Genomic DNA, 18,343 nt, shown 5'->3' with positions numbered 1-18,343 from the left:
AGCGAGTAATATGAAACACAATCTGATCAATATATTACTGATGGTCATATATTCTGGCATCATGTTTATATCCTGTAAAGAAGAATGGGAGCCAAGTAATCTTGACTTTAATGCAGATGTAAAAATTAAAAGTTTTAGTATTAATGGTATAGAAGGAGAAATTGATCAATCCACAAGTACGGTTAATTTAAATCTTCCCAAAAATACTGATGAAACTAAATTGGTTCCGGATATTGAAATAGATGAAAATGCAACCATATTTCCTGAACCAGGCACACCGGTTGATTTTAGTACATCCGATAAAATTCCTGTGACTTTCAGGGTAATAAACGGAAATCTTTATCGCGATTATTTAGTAACAGCAAAAGCTATATCTGCGAAAATCACCTCATTTGTTATTGGAGAACGTATTGGAATTATCGATCATAATTCTCAATCCATAACTATTACAGTACCATATGGCACTGATCTGACTAAATTGAGTCCCAACATAGAATTTACTAAAGGAGCTAGAATAGTACCGGCTCCTGGTTCAATTATTGATTTTTCTGTACCTGTTACATATACTTTGTATTTTAAGGGGGAGGAATTCTTTTATCAGGTCCATGTAAAAGAAGGAGAGTTGGAAATTCCTTCACTGGTAATTTATGATGGAGAGGAAAAGGTTCCGCTTTGGTGGACTGTTGGGTCAGCAGGTGATATAGAAAGTAAATATGATAATCCTTTGCCTGATGATATTAACCTAACGCCATATTGTGCATCCATATGGCGCAATCCGCAAGATGATCCTTGGACTGGGGGTGGATTAGGCGGTTTGGAAATCGATCCAGAAAAATATTCCCGTTTTACACTTATGGTATGGAAAGAAACCGGAGGAGATGTTCAGCTAGAAATCCAAGGTGAAGGGGCAGAAAATCAGTATTTAAAGGTCAATTATTCTGCTGAAAAAGCAGGTCAATGGCAAATGTTGGAGTTTTTATTACCAGTGAACCATGGACTATCCAAAATAACTACCATTTTGGTTGCACCTCACATAGATGATACCAGGGAAGATACGTCATTCTTTGGACATCGAATGTTTTGGGATCAATTGATTGCTCATCCAAAATAAAATTATTAACTAATAGCTAGCGAAGTTTACCAGGCGAATGAAAGGATTATTTCTTTTCGCCTGGTTATTTTAATAGTTTTGTTATGAAAAAAACATTTATTAAAACAGCCCTTTTCAGTTTACTTATATTCTGGGTATCCTGCGATAAATCGGAAAAGGAAGATTCGAAGCCGTCAGGAACCGATCCAGATTTGACAACAAATTGTTTTTCTACCTTTGAATCCGGGTGGTATAAGTATTTTTTTCGCCCTCAACATACTTGGGTCGGAGATCCTATACCTTATTTCGAAAACGGAACTTGGTATGTCTTTTTTCTTAATGACGAACGTCCAGCTAGCGATCAATATCATCCTTGGCATTTGGTTGAGACCAATGATGCTGTCTCTTATTGCTATAGAGGACTAGCTATTCCATGTGGTGATACTAATTCTCAGGATATAGCCTTAGGAACTGGATGTGTGATAAAGAAGGATAATTTCTATTATGCATTCTACACTGGTCATAAATGGAATCATTCACCAGACCAACCTAAAGAGGCTGTAATGTTAGCAATTTCTTCCGATTTGCAAAAGTGGAAAAAACAATCAGGATTTCTCCTATTTGCTCCAGTAGGTTATGATCAAAATGAATTTCGAGATCCATATATATTTTATGATAAAGACAAAGAGAAATATATTATGCTGGTAAGTGCCAGAAAAAATAATCGGGCTGTTTTAGCACAATTTGTTTCCAAGGATTTGTTGAACTGGGAACTTATGGAACCCTTTTATTCTGATGATTCCATATTTATGCTTGAGTGTATAGACCTTTTTTGTTTAAATGAGAAATGGTATTTTATTTATTCCAATATTAACGACCGAAGGGTTTATTACCTCGTATCGCACAATCGATATGGACCTTGGAAGGTGCCAGAAAACAACATGTTTGACGGCTCGGCTTATTATGCAGCCAAGTCTGCTGGTGATGAAAACAAACGATTATTGTTTGGCTGGTGTCCTACACGCATCGATGATGAGGACACTAATGAATATAGCTGGGGCGGTTCTCTGGTTGTTCATCAACTGAAGCAAGCACACGATGGCAGATTGTTAACAACAATTCCAGAAACATTGGATTCCTGGTTGGAGGAGGATGCTCCATGGGGAATTATTGAATATAGTGAAGATGTAGTTCCAACGACATCCGGGTTTGTACTTAATGCTAGCCAAAAAAGACAAATTGTCAAAATAAGCCGATTGAATGAGCCATTTAAAATTAGCACTATCGTTAAAGCCGATTCGGAAGCACAAAATTTTGGGTTTGTTTTTGGTGCCTGCGAGACCCTAAATTCGGTTTACGCCTTACATATCGACCTAAATGAAGAGCTTTTGAAACTTGCATATCTTTCAGATTGGAACAGTCCTTCAACAACTTACCAAGTAATTAATTCAATTCCCATTACAATTCCCTCATCCCGAACCTTTGAAATTAAAATAGTGGTTGAAAAATCAGTTTGTGTTATGTATGTTGATGACAAACGGGCGTTCACCAACCGAATCTATAAAATGAGCCGAAATCCATGGATGATTTTTTCGGATACCGGAATTGTTACTTTTGATGATTTTTCTGTAACTGTGGCAAAATCGGAATAAATTATTCTTAAAACTGGTTTAACTAAATTTCAGATAGTGTTTAAATTAGTGTGTCCGAAAAAAGATTTATCTCAGTTTAGTTAGTATTGCAAAGTTAATTTTTTTCTTTTTCCTGATTTGATAAATATTCTTATGAGATTAGGAGTTATTCTGTCAAGGCTCCCGACCGAAGGGAGGGACTTGTATAGCCTTGACAGAATAGTTACTAATCGCTCCCTTTATTTATCAATTCAGGATGCTCCATTTGCTTTCTGGGGAATAATGTTTTATCTCTGTCAATACCCGGTAATTGCCTAAAATATGCACGTTTTTCCATTGCTGTTTTGGCCATCAACACTATAATAGATTCTTCATCGGGCATAGCTCCACGCATACGCAATACCCTTCTGAAGTCTCGTTGTAATCACTCAATCCGGTTGGTGGTATAAATCATTGATTGGATTCGGTAATCATAGTTCAGGTACGTAAAGTAATAACGATATGTTGGGTCATTTTTCATTTTCTTTATCGTTTGATAATCTTTCCCCCATTTTTCGCATAATTGCTGCCAGGCATTCTATGCTTGTTCCGCTGTGTAATACTGATTGCCGGTTTGGAATACTTCCCGTAAATCTTCACTCAATTCTTCTTTATCGCTATGACGCACCTTGTTGAGCATGTTGCGCTTCAAATGCGTAACACCTTTTTGTAGCGGGGTCGTGGGATAAACCCTGGCAAGGGCATCTTCAAGGTATTTTAACCCATCTGCTACAAGCAAGCCTATGGAGTGAACGCCTCTGGATTGCAAACTCTCAAACATTTCCTGCCACCCTCCGGAACTCTCACTAGGGCGGTTGAATATCCCTAATACTTCTCGAGTTTTATCCTCTTTTACCGCTATTGTTACATAAAAGGCTTCGGTCTCTACCCTGTCTTTTCGGTGGACTTTTATGTGAATGGCATCAACAAATACTATTGGATAATTTGTCTCAAGACTATGTGATAACCACTGGTCAACATCTTCTCGAAGGTATTCTATCATACGGCTTATACTGCCTTTACTATAATGGCGTCCGTACACTTCTTCAAATACTTCCCCTACCTCTGATTGGGTAAGCCCTTTACTGTACAAACTACCCGCTAAACGCTCACATTCTATTTCCTGGTCTCGCAGTAAGGCTAATATGGTCGGATGAAAATTACCGTAACGATCCCTTGGTATACGAAACTCTAATTCTCTCCCATTTCCGTAACTCCTGCCCTGACGGTAACCATTCCATTTATTATCCGGTTGGGTATCCAAAAATTCTCGAAGTACACTTCGCATCAGGCTTTCTATCATCAATTCCATTAGGTCTTGTAACCCTTTTCCTTTGGTTAAATGTTTGCTTATTAATTCTGTTAATTGTTACTTTGTGAAATCCATTTGGTCTTCTCTTTTTAGTTATACATTTTGGTTTTTCGTTTGTAAAACTAACCTGAGAAGACCTTTTTTATTCAATTACAGACACACTTTTTTGAACAGTATCATGAGCGACACACTACACCCCCCGGCAGGGCGTTAGAATTTAAGCAGGACGGGTAAAATTCAAGCAGGGAAGCAATAATTTAAGCAGGACGGTCAAAACTTAAGCAGGGACAGCAGAATTTAAGCAGGACGACAAGATTTTAAGCAGGACACTTTCCTTTTAATCAGGAACGATTCATTGCATACAATGAGGGAAATAATCTCTTAAAGACCAATATTATTTCACAGGAGAGGCACGAAAATAGCCCTGCATGCTATTTTTACGGCAAAAAGTTTTTTAAAAGGTGCAATGACAAGGGAAAAATTAAACCAGAGTAAGGACACAAAAGCCGACGCAGTTTTTAATCAAAAAAAACCCCAAACCCGGGATTTAAAGAAATCCCGGATTTGAGGCTGACAAGCACTGTTCAACTCATTTCCAGTAACCACTTACATACCCCCTTTTGCGTTCCGGATTCCTCCAGAAAACGTATTGGCCGTGTGTGCGTATTTCATCCATTGCCTGCTTCAGATAGGTATAGGCTCTGTCGCGCATAATTTTAGACTCGGAGCTGGCATATTTTTCTCCGTTAGCGCGGGCCAGCACATCTGCCAGTTCATCCGACCAATCACGGGCCTTATCAAGCTCACTCCAATCGAATGATATGGCATCCAATAACTCTTTATTAGCTATGCCCAGATGATAAAGATCTTTCAAATCCTGAATCATATCACTATTGCTTCCTCCTTCGTCAATATCCCTCACCTTATTAATAAGATCGGGATTTTTCCGGAAAGCATGATAGAAGTGATGAATCAAAACGTCGCGAAGATCAAAAGCCTCTTTAGATCGTTCTTTCCATTCCTTCTGGGCATCCCTCGTAACCTGAGAATCTCTTCGCCAAATGGCCTGGGCATACCTACAAGCACCGGCACGGGCCGGAAGGTCTTCCACCAATTGCCAGTCTAAACCGGCTTTTACCAGCACTTCCTGGTCAGGCTGACACCAATGGTAAAGGTCCTCAGCCTCCTGTACTGCCACATGAACCGGCAAATTCGGCTCTTTTACCGTATCCGGATCAAGGGCCTCAATGGCTGGTCGTAGTGCTTCAAAATCTTGTTGGCTCATAACAACAACAATTTTAAATTACACATACAACACACCAGACTCTCGGTAACATTAATACCTTTCAAAGAACGATATAAATTTAATAAAACAACTTTTATATGTCAAAATTTTTTTTGCTCAAGTGACTTTTAAACAGTCTAAAAAGTCATCTTATTATCTTAAGTAATAATTTATGTATATCAAAAGTATTTTACTTTTCCTTCTAAAATTATCATACTTTTATAAAGATCCGCTTCTTGTATAGTATGTATCCGATAGCCCAGAAAAAGAAGACGTGGGTTAAAGCATAAAGCAACGAACCGTTCATATTTCCGGCCAGAGGCACAAAAATATTCTCATAAAGCCAGGTGCTGCCCCGCATTACGGTGCCATCGGCGGTCTCAAATTTGATGAGCATGCCCAGTGTGCGGGCCCATACCCCTGAAAGGGCAAAGATAAAGAGCGGATTCATGCCGAAAACCACAAAAAAGGAGGTCCATTTTTTACAGCCTTTGATGTCGATAATATAGATGAGCAGGGCGAATACCAGAGCGGCCAGTCCGGCAGTGTAAAGCACATAAGAGCTGGTCCAAAGCGGCTTGTTGATGGGGAATACCCATCCCCATAATCTTCCGGCAATGGTGGTCAGGAGGCCATAGAGTGCCAGTCGCCCCGGGATTTTGACTTTTTCGGTGGTCTTGATGAATACCCCTGTCAGATAGCCCAACAAAACGGTTACCACTGCCGGAATGGTACTGAGCAACCCTTCCGGATCGAAAGGAATACCAAAACCTTTGTAAAGGTGTTGTTCTCCAAGAATTGCCGCGTCGAAGGGAATGGTTACATTGCCGTTGAGGCTGTATGGGTCATCTCCGCCAAACCATCCCAAAATACCCCAATAAAAGAGCAGTATGGCCATGCCAATCCACGGAACATATTTTCGGGAGACGGAAAGAACAATCAATGAGGCAAAGCCATAAGCCAGGGCAATGCGTTGCAGGACTCCCATGATGCGTAGTGTGCTATAGTCGCGGCCCCATTGGGGAAAGGAATTGAGAAAAAGACCTATGGCAAAGATTAATAATGTTCTTCGTCCCAGACGCTTAAGCGACTCTTTGTTAAGGGTATTGCCATATTTGGCAAAAGAGAAAAACATGGAAACACCTACCACAAACAGGAAAAAGGGAAAAACCAAATCGGTGGGGGTGCAACCGTGCCAACTGGAATGTCGCAGAGGGGCATAAATGTATTTCCAGCTGCCGGGGGTGTTGACCGTGATCATTAAGGCGATGGTCATGCCTCGCAGCACATCCAGTGCCAGATATCTTTCTGATTTTTTCATAGTGTAGCTGATTTTATTGATATGCAAACATTTCTGTGTCAGAGTTTCGCTTGTCTGAAGCTTTTTCCACTTTAACGGAGCTTATTTTCAACTATTTTAGAAACCTTTTGGGAAGCTATCACTCCCACAAAAAAGAGTTATTTCTCTGTGTCTCTGTGTTTCAGCATTTAAACTTTTTTCTTTGAAAAGACCCATAGCCCAAGGAATACAAGCAGCCCGTTCAGTAGCAACAGCTCGAATCCAAACCGGTAACCACCCAGCCACGCTTCGGAGTTACTGCTTATTATATAACACACCACAGGCGACAAAATACTAATATAGGGTACGAAACGGTCTCTGGTCGAACGATTTGTCAGAATGCCGAAAGTGAATAACCCCAGCAACGGACCGTATGTATATCCGGCTGCAGTAAACACCGAGTTGACGACACTCTCATCGTTGATAATTCGGAAAAGGACGATCACCAAAAACATGATGAATGAGAAGGTCAGATGCACCCGTATTCTCTTTTTCTCCGTTGATGGCTGTTTGGGATCCACATTCAGAAAGTCGATGCAAAAGGCGGTGGTAAGAGCCGTCAATGAAGAGTCGGCACTGGAATAGGCCGCAGCGGTTATGCCCAACAGGAAGAAGACGCCAACAGCCGTACCAAAATATTTGATGGCCAGCAGTGGAAACAGATCGTCGGTTCGTTCGGGCAGGGCGATGCCCATCTGTTCGGCGTAGTGATAGAGCAACACGCCCAATCCCAAAAACAACAGATTGGCTGCCACAAACGAAAAACTAAACCAAAAGAGATTCTTCTGGGCTTCTTTCTGATTTTTACATGTCAGGTTCTTTTGCATCATATTCTGGTCCAGACCGGTCATAACGATGGTGATACCAATGCCGGCCAGAAACTGTTTAAAAAAGTTGGTGCCCGACTGCCAGTCCCAATCAAATATTTTACTGTAGGGATGATTCCATACAATGGCGAACAAATCGCTCCCGTCCATATCCAGCTGATTAAGCATAACAATAATGGTTACGATTACCGACATGAGGATAAAGAAGGTTTGCAAGGTATCGGTCCATACCACCGTTTTGATGCCGGCTTTAAAGGTATAGAGCCAGATCAGGGTAATGGTGGTGAGCACCGTCACCCAAAAGGGAACGCCCAGGGCATCAAAGAATGATATTTGCAACACTCCAGCCACCAGGTAGAGACGGAAAGAGGCGCCGATGGTCTGCGACAACAGGAAAAAGAACGAACCGGTTTTATAGGCCCGTAAGCCAAATCTCTGATCCAGATAGGTGTAAATGGAAACCAGGTTGCGACGGTAATAAAGTGGCAACAACACCAGGGCGATGATCCAATAGCCCACAAAGTTGCCAAGGATAAACTGAAAATAGCTCCAGCCACTGCTGCCCACCTCGCCCGGTACGGAGATAAACGTAACGCCGGAAATGGTGGCGCCAATCATGCCAAAAGCCACAAGGTACCAGGGCGACTTGCGGTTGCCGGTGAAAAAGGTTTCACTGTTGCTGCCCCGCGACGAAAACCACGATATCAGAAACAGCGCTGCGAAAAATCCGAGAATAACGATTAATACAAGGGTGGTGCTCATGAATGTGATAAATTTATAGTCATTGGTTCATAGTGGATAGTGGCTAGTTTATGGTGTTTCGTTTTTAGTGGATGTGGGAATCATTTGTTTCTATTCATATTTTTATATCTACTATTTCACTACCGACCATCCACTATCCACTTGTTATCTTCTGTCTCCTGTCTGTCCTCCGAAAAAATATTCAAGTACCGACTCCTGGTTGGTGGGACTCAGCGCCGAAACGACGAAATAGTATTTCCCCGGATTGGTATCACGGGATATTTCTATTGCAATATCATTTTCTCCGGTGACGGTAAAAATATTTTCGGGATTTTCGGCGTTGGCCGGTTTCCCCTTCCGAAATTTATAGATCACAAAAGCCTGGTTGTTACGGCCGGGCATCCAGGAGAGATGAATCGAGTCGCCCGTTATTTCCATGGTTGCTTTTAGAGGTACACCGGGGGTGATTTGCTCGACCCTGGGGTTCACCGGCGGAAGGGCATGGTACCGATAGGGGCCCCTGAGTAATTTTTCTTTCAGCTTTAAGGGGTTGCTCCTGAGCGATTTGGCACTAAAAAACATGCTGCCGTCAATATTGGGGTAAAAACGGTTTAACCGAAGCTGTTTTATGATCTGACGGGAAGAACGCCATTCCCGGTCTTTGGCATCGCGGTTGATACGGTAGAAGGCTTGTCCGGTGTAGAGACGGCATCCGAGAGCGTTTTTGCTCCACCAGTCGGCAATAATGGCATAGTCGGCCACCTCTTTTCCTATGTGCCAGTAGATCTGAGGCGTCACATAATCGATCCAGCCTTCCTCCTGCCATCGCAGGATATTGGCATACAAATCATCGTAGTTGGTCTGACCCGCTTTGGTTGCGGAACCGCGAGGATCGTCCGATTGGTTGCGCCACACTCCGAAGGGACTGATGCCAAAAGCGACAGTGGGGCGTACGGCTTCAATGGTATCATGCAACTGTTTGATGATCAGATCTACATTGTCTCTGCGCCAATCCTCCTTTTGGTCCGGGGTGAACCCGCGCGGATATTTTTCAAATGCTTCCTGGTCGGGGAACTCCTGCCCGGCAATGCGGTAGGGGTAGAAATAATCGTCGAAATGAAGGGCATCCACATCGTATCGACGCAAGAGATCGGCCACCACCGTCGCCACATGGTTGCGGGTCTGGGGTAAACCCGGATTGAAATAACGAGCCTTTCCGTAGGTCACAAACCATTCGGGATGCTGATGGATGGGATGATTTTCCGCTATAGAGGATTTGGCAGTATCGACCACGGCCCGGTAAGGGTTGAGCCACAGATGCAGCTCCAGCCCCCGTTTCCGACATTCGGCAATGGCAAACTGCAGCGGGTCGTATAAAGGGTCCGGGGCTTTCCCTTGTTCTCCCGTGAGCCATTGCGACCAGGGCTCCAGCCCGGACGGGAAGAAGGCATCGGTGGCCGGTCTGACCTGAAAGATTACCGTGTTGAGATGGTATTCTTTGGCGAGATTCAACAATTCAACCATCTCCTCTTGTTGCATGTCAACCGAAAGTCCCGCCCGGGAAGGCCAGTCAATGTTGGCCACGGTGGCGATCCAGATGGCCCGCATCTCCCGCTTGGGATAGTTGCGAGCCTGAAGCCCCAGGGTGATCAAAAGCTCTATTAATATGAGGGTGGCAATACGTATCATATTAAGATTATTAGATGTAAGATTGTTAGATTTAAGAAGTGGAACCGGTTGCTTCTTTAATATGTCAAATGTTTTTAATTACAATGTCAATTACTATTCACTATTTCCCCTTTTCAGCCTTTTTAATGCCAAAATGGGGATCGATCTTCAGAAACTTAATGACAATGAATCCGGGGATGGTACAGATTAATACCCATATAAAGAAATTGTGATAGCCCACAATTTCCTGTATCCATCCCGAAATCATTCCGGGGATCATCATTCCCAGGGCCATCAGACCGGTACAGATGGCATAGTGCGCGGTTTTATGGCTGCCGGCTGCAAAATAGATCATGTAGAGCATATAGGCCGTGAAGCCGAAGCCGTAACCAAACTGTTCTACGGCAACCGACGCCGATATGAGCCACATGTTTTGAGGCATGGCATAAGAAAGATAGACGTATACCAGGTTGGGAAGGTTCATGGCTAAAGCCATGGGCCAGATCCAGTATTTAAGTCCGTTGCGTGAGGCGACCCATCCGCCCAGAATGCCGCCAAGTGTTAATGCCAAAATGCCAATGGTGCCATAGATTAATCCCACATCGCCGGTGGTCAGCCCGAGTCCCCCAATTTCGCGGGCATCCAGCATAAAGGGTGAAGCGAGTTTCACCAGCTGCGATTCTCCAAGCCGGAACAACAACAGAAAGGCCAGTGCCGATCCGATATTCTTTTTTCGGAAGAAGGATTTGAAGGTGATGAAGAATTCCTGAAAGAGCCCTTCGTCATTTTCCTGTACCGCCGGCTTATCGGATGCCGGACGAGGCAATATGAAACGGTGATAAACAAAGAAAACCAGAAAAAGTACGGTCAGGATAACAAAGGTAAGGCTCCATGCCAATGGAATTTTTCCGGATCGACCTTCAAACCAGGCAGTGGAATGACCTTGCAGCTTGGGGTCCAGTTGCACCACCATCCAGGCGGTCTTGTTCCAGTTGGTATGATTCATGACGATGCGTTCCCCCTGGACCAGACTGATACTTTCGTCGCCACGCCGGAAGCCGGTATTTAGGACTACTTCTTCATCTTCGTTGGGTGCTTTGGTGAGTCGAACCCCTATGAGGCCCACATTGCCGGGATGCAAAGCAGGACCTTCTGCTTCGTGTCGGCCAAAGAGGGCTTTAAGTTGCGCTTTCAGAGGCCCCGAAATATGATTGGTCCACCATCCGGTCTCCTTGGTGGTGGTGATTTCCACTGCCGGCATTACGAATCCGTTGGCCAGGTTTTGTTCCGAAGCCCATAATTTTAGGCTGTCGATGGTTTCGGCCGTGGCTTTTTGTGTGGGAATGTGAAGTTCCTCACCGGTCAGGATGAATGCCAACTTACTGCTGTCGGCGGGTTGGTCAAAATCAGAGCGTTCTATACGTGGTGGAAGGTCGGGTTGTGCATGAACCGAAAACGCAACCGGGGGGAGGCCGGTGGAAGTCTCAAAAAAGCCGGCCAGAATGATGAGCAGGCCCTGTCCGGTGATCATGGCAATCCGGTAAAAAGTACTGCGGATACCAATAAATAAGGCCTGTTTGTGTTCGTCCAGTGCCAGCATGTAAAACCCATCGGCAGCAATGTCATGTGTAGCCGAAGAAAAGGCCAACAGCCAAAAAAAGGCCAGTGTGTATCGGAAAAAACCGGGTGCCGGTATGGTTAAGGCGACGCCGGCCAGCCCTGCACCCACCAACAGTTGCATGATGACGATCCACCACCGTTTGGTCTTCAACAGATCGACCACGGGGCTCCATAGCGGTTTTATAACCCACGGCAGGTATAGCCAGCTGGTGTAAAGCGCTATGTCGGCATTGGATATGCCTAAACGTTTGTACATGATCACCGAAACGGTCATGACAATTACATAAGGAATGCCTTGTGCAAAGTAGAGAGTAGGCACCCAACTCCAGGGGGAACGGTTGTTTTTTCCCATAAATACAACTGTTTTATTGAATCCAATCATCCTTGGAAAGGTTAGAGAAGAATAACATGCAGAGATTCTAAATCTTTTTCACCTAAGATGATTGATCATAAATTTATAATTTTTCAAAACGATATCCACGAATTCGTAGCTCATCAATTATTTTTGCAAGGTGCATATATAGTTTGTCTTTGCGGTCGGGATGAACCCCGGGATGCAGGAGGATCACGGCACCGTTTAAGTTGTGTTTCTCCTCAAAATTCCAAAGACGATCAAGCAGTGATTTGCTGCTTTTATAATTACTCATTTGAGGTATGGTGTAGTCGGCATTGGTACCTATGCCCGGAGTGAAGCAGACTACATCCAGGTTCATCTCCTGAGTCCAATGCACGATTTGACGATTGTACCACTCGTAAGGAGGCAAAAACCAACGAATGGAATCTTTGTTAACGCCTGCTTTTTTAAGCGCTTTTAAGTTTTTCTCCAGATCTTTTCGGAAGGTCTTTTTTGAGATCAGCAAAGAATCTCTTTGGTCCCAGTCGGCATACAATAAATGTGCATCGGAATGGGGCCCAAGATAATGATTATCGGTGATGATTCTTTTTATAATGTCTTGATTCTTTTTATTTCTCAGACATCCTCCGGTGAGGAAGAAAGAGGCTTTTACATCTTTTGTCGCCAATACATCCAGGATGTGAGAAGCGCCTTCGAAATGTTCATCCGCAGAAAAAATAAGATAGATTACCGGCGTTGCCTTATCAAAGCGAATGGCTGCACCAAAAGGATCACGACTCAATTCTTTGTGCTTCGAGGGGTAGGTTTCCATTGCCGATAAATAGTAAACCAACGATGCGGTTCCATCCATGGTGGGCTCATTGGTGGAATAATCCCCTATATCGTCATGATAAACGGCTTTTCCGTTCTGGAAAATGGCATATTCATCTTCTTCCAAAAGACCAACACCCCTTAGATTTTCAAAAATAGAACGGTAAACCGGTCCGTCGACAAGGCCTCCGACCGTATTTTTCCCAAGAAGTAAGGGAAAGGCCGAATGAGGATGAGTCGGGGAATCCTGAACGCCCGGCATGCCGCAAATCATTGCTGTTCCCCAAGGGTTGCATCCAAAGAGCCAGTCGCGCATGGATGCTTCTAATGAGAAAAATCTGTCATCGCCGGAAGCTTCGTAATAGAGTCGAGCTTGAGTAAGAGCCGCCGCTACCAGGTTATTGGAGCACCAAATAAAAGGAACTCCAATTCGAAATGGGTCCGATGCAGCTTCTCTTTCCAAAGCCAATAGACCTTCACGCATAAAATCAATATACTTTTCTTTCAGCTCATCATTTCCCAGTTCAGTCATGAGATAATGTCCCACATTAACAAAGGGATAGAACTGATAATGGCGTGCGCCGTGCAACTTCATCCAAGGCGTTACCGGCTCCACTTCACCCCAAAAATCGGCTTTGTCAAGCCATTGGTCCATGCTGTCGGGGGCTGCCAATGCCAATGTTGAGGCGGCCAGTTCCATGTCATCCACGTAGTTTTGTTCTTCATAAAAATAGGGCGACACAAAACATGCCGTTTGGGTAGCACCCGGAAATTGTTCGCCAAAGCGGAATGCCTCCCCTGCTTTTTTTAGCAGCTCTTCCGTCCAATCAGGATAGTCATCTTTCAATACTTTTGCAGCCAACGCAAAAGCAGAGGCAAATTTACCGGCAACGGATGCCACTCCCGTGGTGCGGTTAAGATGAGGTCCCAGACCTTGTCGTTCACCTGTCACATAATAAACAGGTCGCCCGAAAGGAACACCATAATCTACGGAGTCTTTGTTGGGGAGGCGATAACCGGCATGATCACGGTCATCGGCAATTTGGTTGTACATCTCTCCCGGTGCGGGGTTCATACGCATAAGCCATTCCAGTCCCCAAATCGCTTCGTCCAAAACATCGGGGAGCCCATTAGCGCCTGGTTCCCCTCTGGAATCATATTCATCTTTAAATGCACCCGGATTTTTGTGATAGGCAAACAACATTTGAAAAACGGCATTGGCCGAGGTGTTGGTGTACTGTAAATAATCCGAAGCATCATGCCATCCCCCGTGAACATCTATTGGCTGTCCGGAGCGGGTGGGATGATCGACAATTGTTCCATCCTCTACATGACAACTATCTTTCAAAAAAGGATTATAACCACATCGCTGCTGACGCATGTAATGAAGTAAGAAGTCAGCGGTTCCTTGATAGACATCGTTGGCAATCCTAAATTGAGGTGACCGATGCCCGTTAACTTCCAGATAATAATTCCCTGTTGTGTTAAAGGTTGAAAAATCCAGACGAGAAGCCGATTTTAATCCCCATGCTGAGGCATCCTCAATGGAGGCATCTCCTTGAAAAATAATCTTGTCTGTTTCGGCCGAACGAATCAAAAAAGAGGTTGCCGTAACCACTTCGTTGCTGATTAAGACCGCGGTTTTAGATGTTCCGGGAAGATATCCCAGTTGGTTTATCCTGATCCATACTCCGGCACTGGCTGTCGAAACAAAGAGAATACAAAACAGGACGGTGGTTGTTAGCTTTTTCTTTTTCATCCCTATAAAATTTATCTAATTCATTAGCCTGATGGAACTCGCATGACCAAGTTCGGTGTTTTTAATTAGTATCTTTTTTCCAGACGGGCCCCACGAAAATAGTGAAACAGAATATCCTGATACGAATAGCCTTTGGCACCCATGACGGCAGCACCGATTTGGCATAACCCCACACCGTGTCCCCATCCGGCGCCGATGAGGGTGAAGGAGACAGGGATTTTTCCTTCTCCCAGTTCTTTTTCAACCACAAAGGCCGAGCTGTATAAATGTGAATCGGAAAGAGCTTTTCGGATCTCCAGCTCTTTTCCAATGGTCAGTTCGCCTTTTGTCCCGACAATCTTCAGTCGTATCAGACGACCGGATTCACCTCGTTCGATGGGTATCAGATCCAGTATTTCTCCCAAATCGAGATCTATTTTCTTTTTCAACAATTGCTGAATCTTCTCCTGTGTTAGCACGACTTTCCAGCGGTAAAAGTCATCGGTTTCCTGATCGTAATCGTTTAATACCTGCGAAAGAATATGCTGGTCATGAGTATTACAGAATGCCGGCGGGTTGTTCAAAATCCATTTGCGGGCAGCCGCCTCATTGGTTAAGTCCAGGTTATATCCTTGGGGTAACTGATCGTTATCCACAACTTTCGTGAGATAGGGATGATTGATTGGTTCCCATACATTCTCAAAAAGCTCGGAGACGCCTCCGCACGATTTGGAAAAACGGGCATCGCAGATGGCGTCATTGTATACCAGTACCTCCCCAAAGGTGTCGGCAATGGCCGCTTCTACCTCTTGGGTGGATGCCCTGGTAATACCCTGATACCGTTGGCAATGATCATCGGCACAGACGTCGAAATGAAGGTGGTCTTCACGGTCGTACCATTTTATTTTTTCGCCGGGACGTTCTACGGTTGTTTCATAAGATCCCTTCTCTTTCAGCTTTTGTTCTTTCTCCTTTTGTGCGATGAGCCAGCTACGGGAAATGACCGCATGAGCCCTTAACAATTCAGGAGACGAGGTGGCACTCATTTCGGAGGAAATAACACTCACCAAATAATCTTCCAGGGGTAAACGGTTGACGGCGGTCAAATGCTCATCTTCGCGGATGATTCGCAAAGTTCCCTTAAATCGTTGATCTTCTTTTCGCTCCCAATGAAAGTTGATGCCAATGACTACGTCTTTCAATTCGAAGCTGCATTTTTTGTAGTCAACAGGTTCCAGTTCAACCGGGAGTGGTGTTTCCATTTCCTGATTGTTGAGCCAAAGTTTCCATTTTCCTGCTTCAAAGGAAGCCTTTCCTGTGCCTTCAAAAACTTCGCCGGAACTACGAAGTCGATATGGCCCTTCCAGTGTGAACGAAAATTCCGGAGCCATCAATACTCCTACTTCAATATTTGGTTGCATGTGATCAGACATTAAAAATGAGTTTAACCAGGTGCCAGATATCATCGCTCAGAGTGACCTGATTGAAAATATCTTTAACGGTGTCGGAATTTAATTTGTTAAAATCTTCTTCTCTGGGAGTAATCAATACCCCTCCAAAATCAACGGAAGCAGGACTCAATAAGATCTGTTCTTCCCCCCGGGCATAAAATTGTCGTGGTCGATGTTCCCGTCTGGGGAATAGAAAAACTCTCCAGGAGTCAGTTTCCCACGAACAAAGAATGTTAAGCATGGGTTCCGGCTCTTTTGGTTGACATTTGCTAAGAATAGTGAAGACTCTGGAAAACCATAAGTCAATGGCGTTTTCATTGCTGCTTTCAAATATCAACGTTTTTCGGAGATAGTTTTCACAACCGAGAACCCGGATATCCTTTTTCTCCATTAAAACAGTTATGTCGGGCAGGGTAAGGAATTCCTTCTCAATAGGCATAAATCCTTTGTTCCCGGCCTGGAAATGGAAATGATCCGGGGCACTGGCACCGCAACGCGGGCCATTGTAGAAAACCATAAAGTCGGGTAGTGCACGTGCCAGTTGGAGCATGTCGGTCAAACGACCTTCAATTCTCTGATCGGTATGATCTTTATGAGGGATGGTCAAATGCCGGGAAAAAATAGGGAAGGGATTCACTAGGATTTTGTAATCTCCAAAATCGATGCCTCGTTGTTCGGCCGGAAGATTTTCCGAGCACAAAAAGCATTGACGTTCCCGAATCGACTGAGCATCGACTTTTGCGGCCGAAGATCGAATGCGTGCCGGATTAAACTGAATGCGCATTTCAGATGATGGACCGATCTTGAGGGTCCGTGTCTTGACACTTTTGAGACCTTCATAATTATCGCGAGCCAGGGGCCAGTCGATTAGCTGCTCGTCTATCAGACGATGAACGTTTTCTTGTAGTTCCCTGTTTGTAGTTGTTTTATTAATCATGTTTAACGCTTGTTTTTTGCCATGCGTGCCCATAATTCCATGGTTCTCACTCTGTCCTTATACAGGTTGTGTTGATTCATTTTTACAATATCCAGTGAAGCATCCGAGTTGTCTTCCCACCGTCGGCATAAATAGAGGGGTTTGTATATTCTTCCGATCTGATAATCGCGTGAGATGGCCAATCCTACGGCATAATCTTCGCCATAGCTTACATTGGGCACCTTGATTTTTCTCAAAACCGGCGTATAAAAGGCTCGTGGTGCTCCCAGGCCGTTGATGCGTAAGGCATTGTTTCGTCCGTTGTCGGGGGTCCATTCTTTGTGGTCAATGAGTCCCGGAGGTATCTCTTCCAGTTTAAAGTTAACCATTCGGTATGTTCCGACTACCATTGCACAGTTCTGTTCGTAAAAAGCATCTACGATGGTCTGGAGCACGTTTTCATCGGCATAGAGATCATCACTGTCCAGCTGTACGGCAAACTTGCCGCAAGCGTCATGCATGATGGCCATGTTCCAGCAACCTCCAATGCCCAGATCGGTTCGTTGAGGAATGAGATGGATCAAACGTTTGTCTTCCCCGGACAGGTTGCGTAAGATTTCAGTAGTTCCATCGTTCGAATGGTTATCAACAATGATTAAATTGAAATTGAAATTTGTTTTTTGACTAAATACCGATCGAACTGCATCTTCAATGGTTTTAGCCCGGTTTCGAACGGGGATGATAACGGACGCCTCGACAGGGAACTGTGATTCTTCAAATTCGACCTTTTTAAATTGAGGTTCCAGATAGGCATTAATACTTTTCAGGTGTTGGGTGCATGCCTTCTCCATTTCGATTTGAACGTCTCTGTTTTTGGGATCTACATAATCAAAAATCTTTTCACCCGAACGCCGGTTGTCTGTCTCCATTTCTGTATAGAGATATTCTGGTAACCGGAAAAGTTTATAATGCTGGGATACTTTCAGTCGCAGATCGTAAAGACCGGCAAAACGGAACTCTTCATTCATACGTTCCACTGCCTGACCGAGTGCAATAGACGAGAAAAGCAGAAGCGATCCGAAGTTGAAATCGTCGCGCAAACTGCCATCCTGATAATCGATGACCGGATGCTGGGTGATTTTTCCTTCTTTTAAGGCATAATAATCGGAATAGACCATTCCGGCATTCGTCTGTTGAGCCGCCTGGATCATGCGTTCCAGAGAATAGGCCCCTATTTTCAACGGCAACGATTTGGTGTATAATAATACATAATCCACATTGTTGGTTCGTTGGGCAATCTCTTTCACCATAACGGTGGAGTTTATGGCCGGTATCTCGAAAGAATGGACGCCCTCAGGCAATTGGAGATTCTGGTTGTCTGGTGTTACCATTATGTATATTGCGGCAACGGCATCAGTCGCTTTCAATTCTTTAACGGTCCGGTTTAAATCGGCCTCGGGGGCAGCCGGTAAAAAGCATGCAAGTTTGTTCATATTGTTTGTGACGATTATGTTTGCAAAT

At 44.2% G+C, this 18,343-nt stretch carries 13 protein-coding genes; 2 read left to right on the top strand and 11 right to left on the bottom strand.

All coding sequences use genetic code 11. The features are described from left to right. The first annotated feature begins 10 nt into the window (after positions 1 to 10). Positions 11 to 1,111, top strand: coding sequence for a hypothetical protein (locus tag ACT29H_RS06545; RefSeq protein WP_444820808.1), 1,101 nt, complete (start codon positions 11 to 13; stop codon positions 1,109 to 1,111). 83 nt (positions 1,112 to 1,194) lie between these two features. Then, complete coding sequence (locus ACT29H_RS06540; RefSeq protein WP_444820807.1) at positions 1,195 to 2,742, top strand: glycoside hydrolase domain-containing protein; 1,548 nt, start codon at positions 1,195 to 1,197, stop codon at positions 2,740 to 2,742. Positions 2,743 to 2,947: 205 nt separating this feature from the next. On the opposite strand, the gene ACT29H_RS06535 is transcribed toward ACT29H_RS06540, so the two are convergent. From ACT29H_RS06535 to ACT29H_RS06485, 11 genes are all read right to left on the bottom strand, one after another. After that, positions 2,948 to 3,115 (bottom strand): hypothetical protein, encoded by a 168-nt coding sequence (locus ACT29H_RS06535; protein ID WP_444820806.1) that lies wholly within the window; start codon positions 3,113 to 3,115, stop codon positions 2,948 to 2,950. Positions 3,116 to 3,298: 183 nt separating this feature from the next. Then, positions 3,299 to 4,114 (bottom strand): IS256 family transposase, encoded by an 816-nt coding sequence (locus tag ACT29H_RS06530; protein ID WP_444820958.1) that lies wholly within the window; start codon positions 4,112 to 4,114, stop codon positions 3,299 to 3,301. Between the two features lie 547 nt (positions 4,115 to 4,661). Continuing rightward, positions 4,662 to 5,357, bottom strand: coding sequence for a hypothetical protein (locus ACT29H_RS06525; protein ID WP_444820805.1), 696 nt, complete (start codon positions 5,355 to 5,357; stop codon positions 4,662 to 4,664). A 211-nt stretch (positions 5,358 to 5,568) separates the two neighbouring features. After that, complete coding sequence (locus tag ACT29H_RS06520) at positions 5,569 to 6,678, bottom strand: acyltransferase family protein (protein WP_444820804.1); 1,110 nt, start codon at positions 6,676 to 6,678, stop codon at positions 5,569 to 5,571. Positions 6,679 to 6,845: 167 nt separating this feature from the next. Next, positions 6,846 to 8,285: a sodium:solute symporter gene (locus tag ACT29H_RS06515; protein WP_444820803.1), complete on the bottom strand. Its 1,440-nt coding sequence runs from the start codon at positions 8,283 to 8,285 to the stop codon at positions 6,846 to 6,848. 144 nt (positions 8,286 to 8,429) lie between these two features. After that, positions 8,430 to 9,953, bottom strand: a complete 1,524-nt coding sequence (locus ACT29H_RS06510) for a glycoside hydrolase family 10 protein (RefSeq protein ID WP_444820802.1) — start codon at positions 9,951 to 9,953, stop codon at positions 8,430 to 8,432. Between the two features lie 100 nt (positions 9,954 to 10,053). Then, positions 10,054 to 11,904, bottom strand: a complete 1,851-nt coding sequence (locus ACT29H_RS06505; protein ID WP_444820801.1) for an MFS transporter — start codon at positions 11,902 to 11,904, stop codon at positions 10,054 to 10,056. Between the two features lie 103 nt (positions 11,905 to 12,007). Further along, complete coding sequence (locus tag ACT29H_RS06500) at positions 12,008 to 14,476, bottom strand: glycoside hydrolase family 9 protein (protein WP_444820800.1); 2,469 nt, start codon at positions 14,474 to 14,476, stop codon at positions 12,008 to 12,010. A gap of 65 nt (positions 14,477 to 14,541) precedes the next feature. Beyond that, positions 14,542 to 15,876 (bottom strand): SpoIID/LytB domain-containing protein, encoded by a 1,335-nt coding sequence (locus tag ACT29H_RS06495; RefSeq protein ID WP_444820799.1) that lies wholly within the window; start codon positions 15,874 to 15,876, stop codon positions 14,542 to 14,544. Positions 15,877 to 15,880: 4 nt separating this feature from the next. Continuing rightward, a complete protein-coding gene (locus ACT29H_RS06490) occupies positions 15,881 to 16,843 on the bottom strand; it encodes a DUF4922 domain-containing protein (RefSeq protein ID WP_444820798.1) in 963 nt (320 codons plus the stop codon). Positions 16,844 to 16,845: 2 nt separating this feature from the next. After that, positions 16,846 to 18,315, bottom strand: a complete 1,470-nt coding sequence (locus ACT29H_RS06485; RefSeq protein ID WP_444820797.1) for a glycosyltransferase family 2 protein — start codon at positions 18,313 to 18,315, stop codon at positions 16,846 to 16,848. Between the last annotated feature and the right edge of the window lie 28 nt (positions 18,316 to 18,343).

The sequence above is a fragment of the Thermophagus sp. OGC60D27 genome (assembly GCF_052400625.1).
In the GTDB taxonomy this organism is placed as follows: Bacteria; Bacteroidota; Bacteroidia; order Bacteroidales; family Marinilabiliaceae; genus Thermophagus.
Note: the sequence above shows the minus strand (reverse complement) of the source record. Positions and strands in the feature narration are given on the sequence as shown.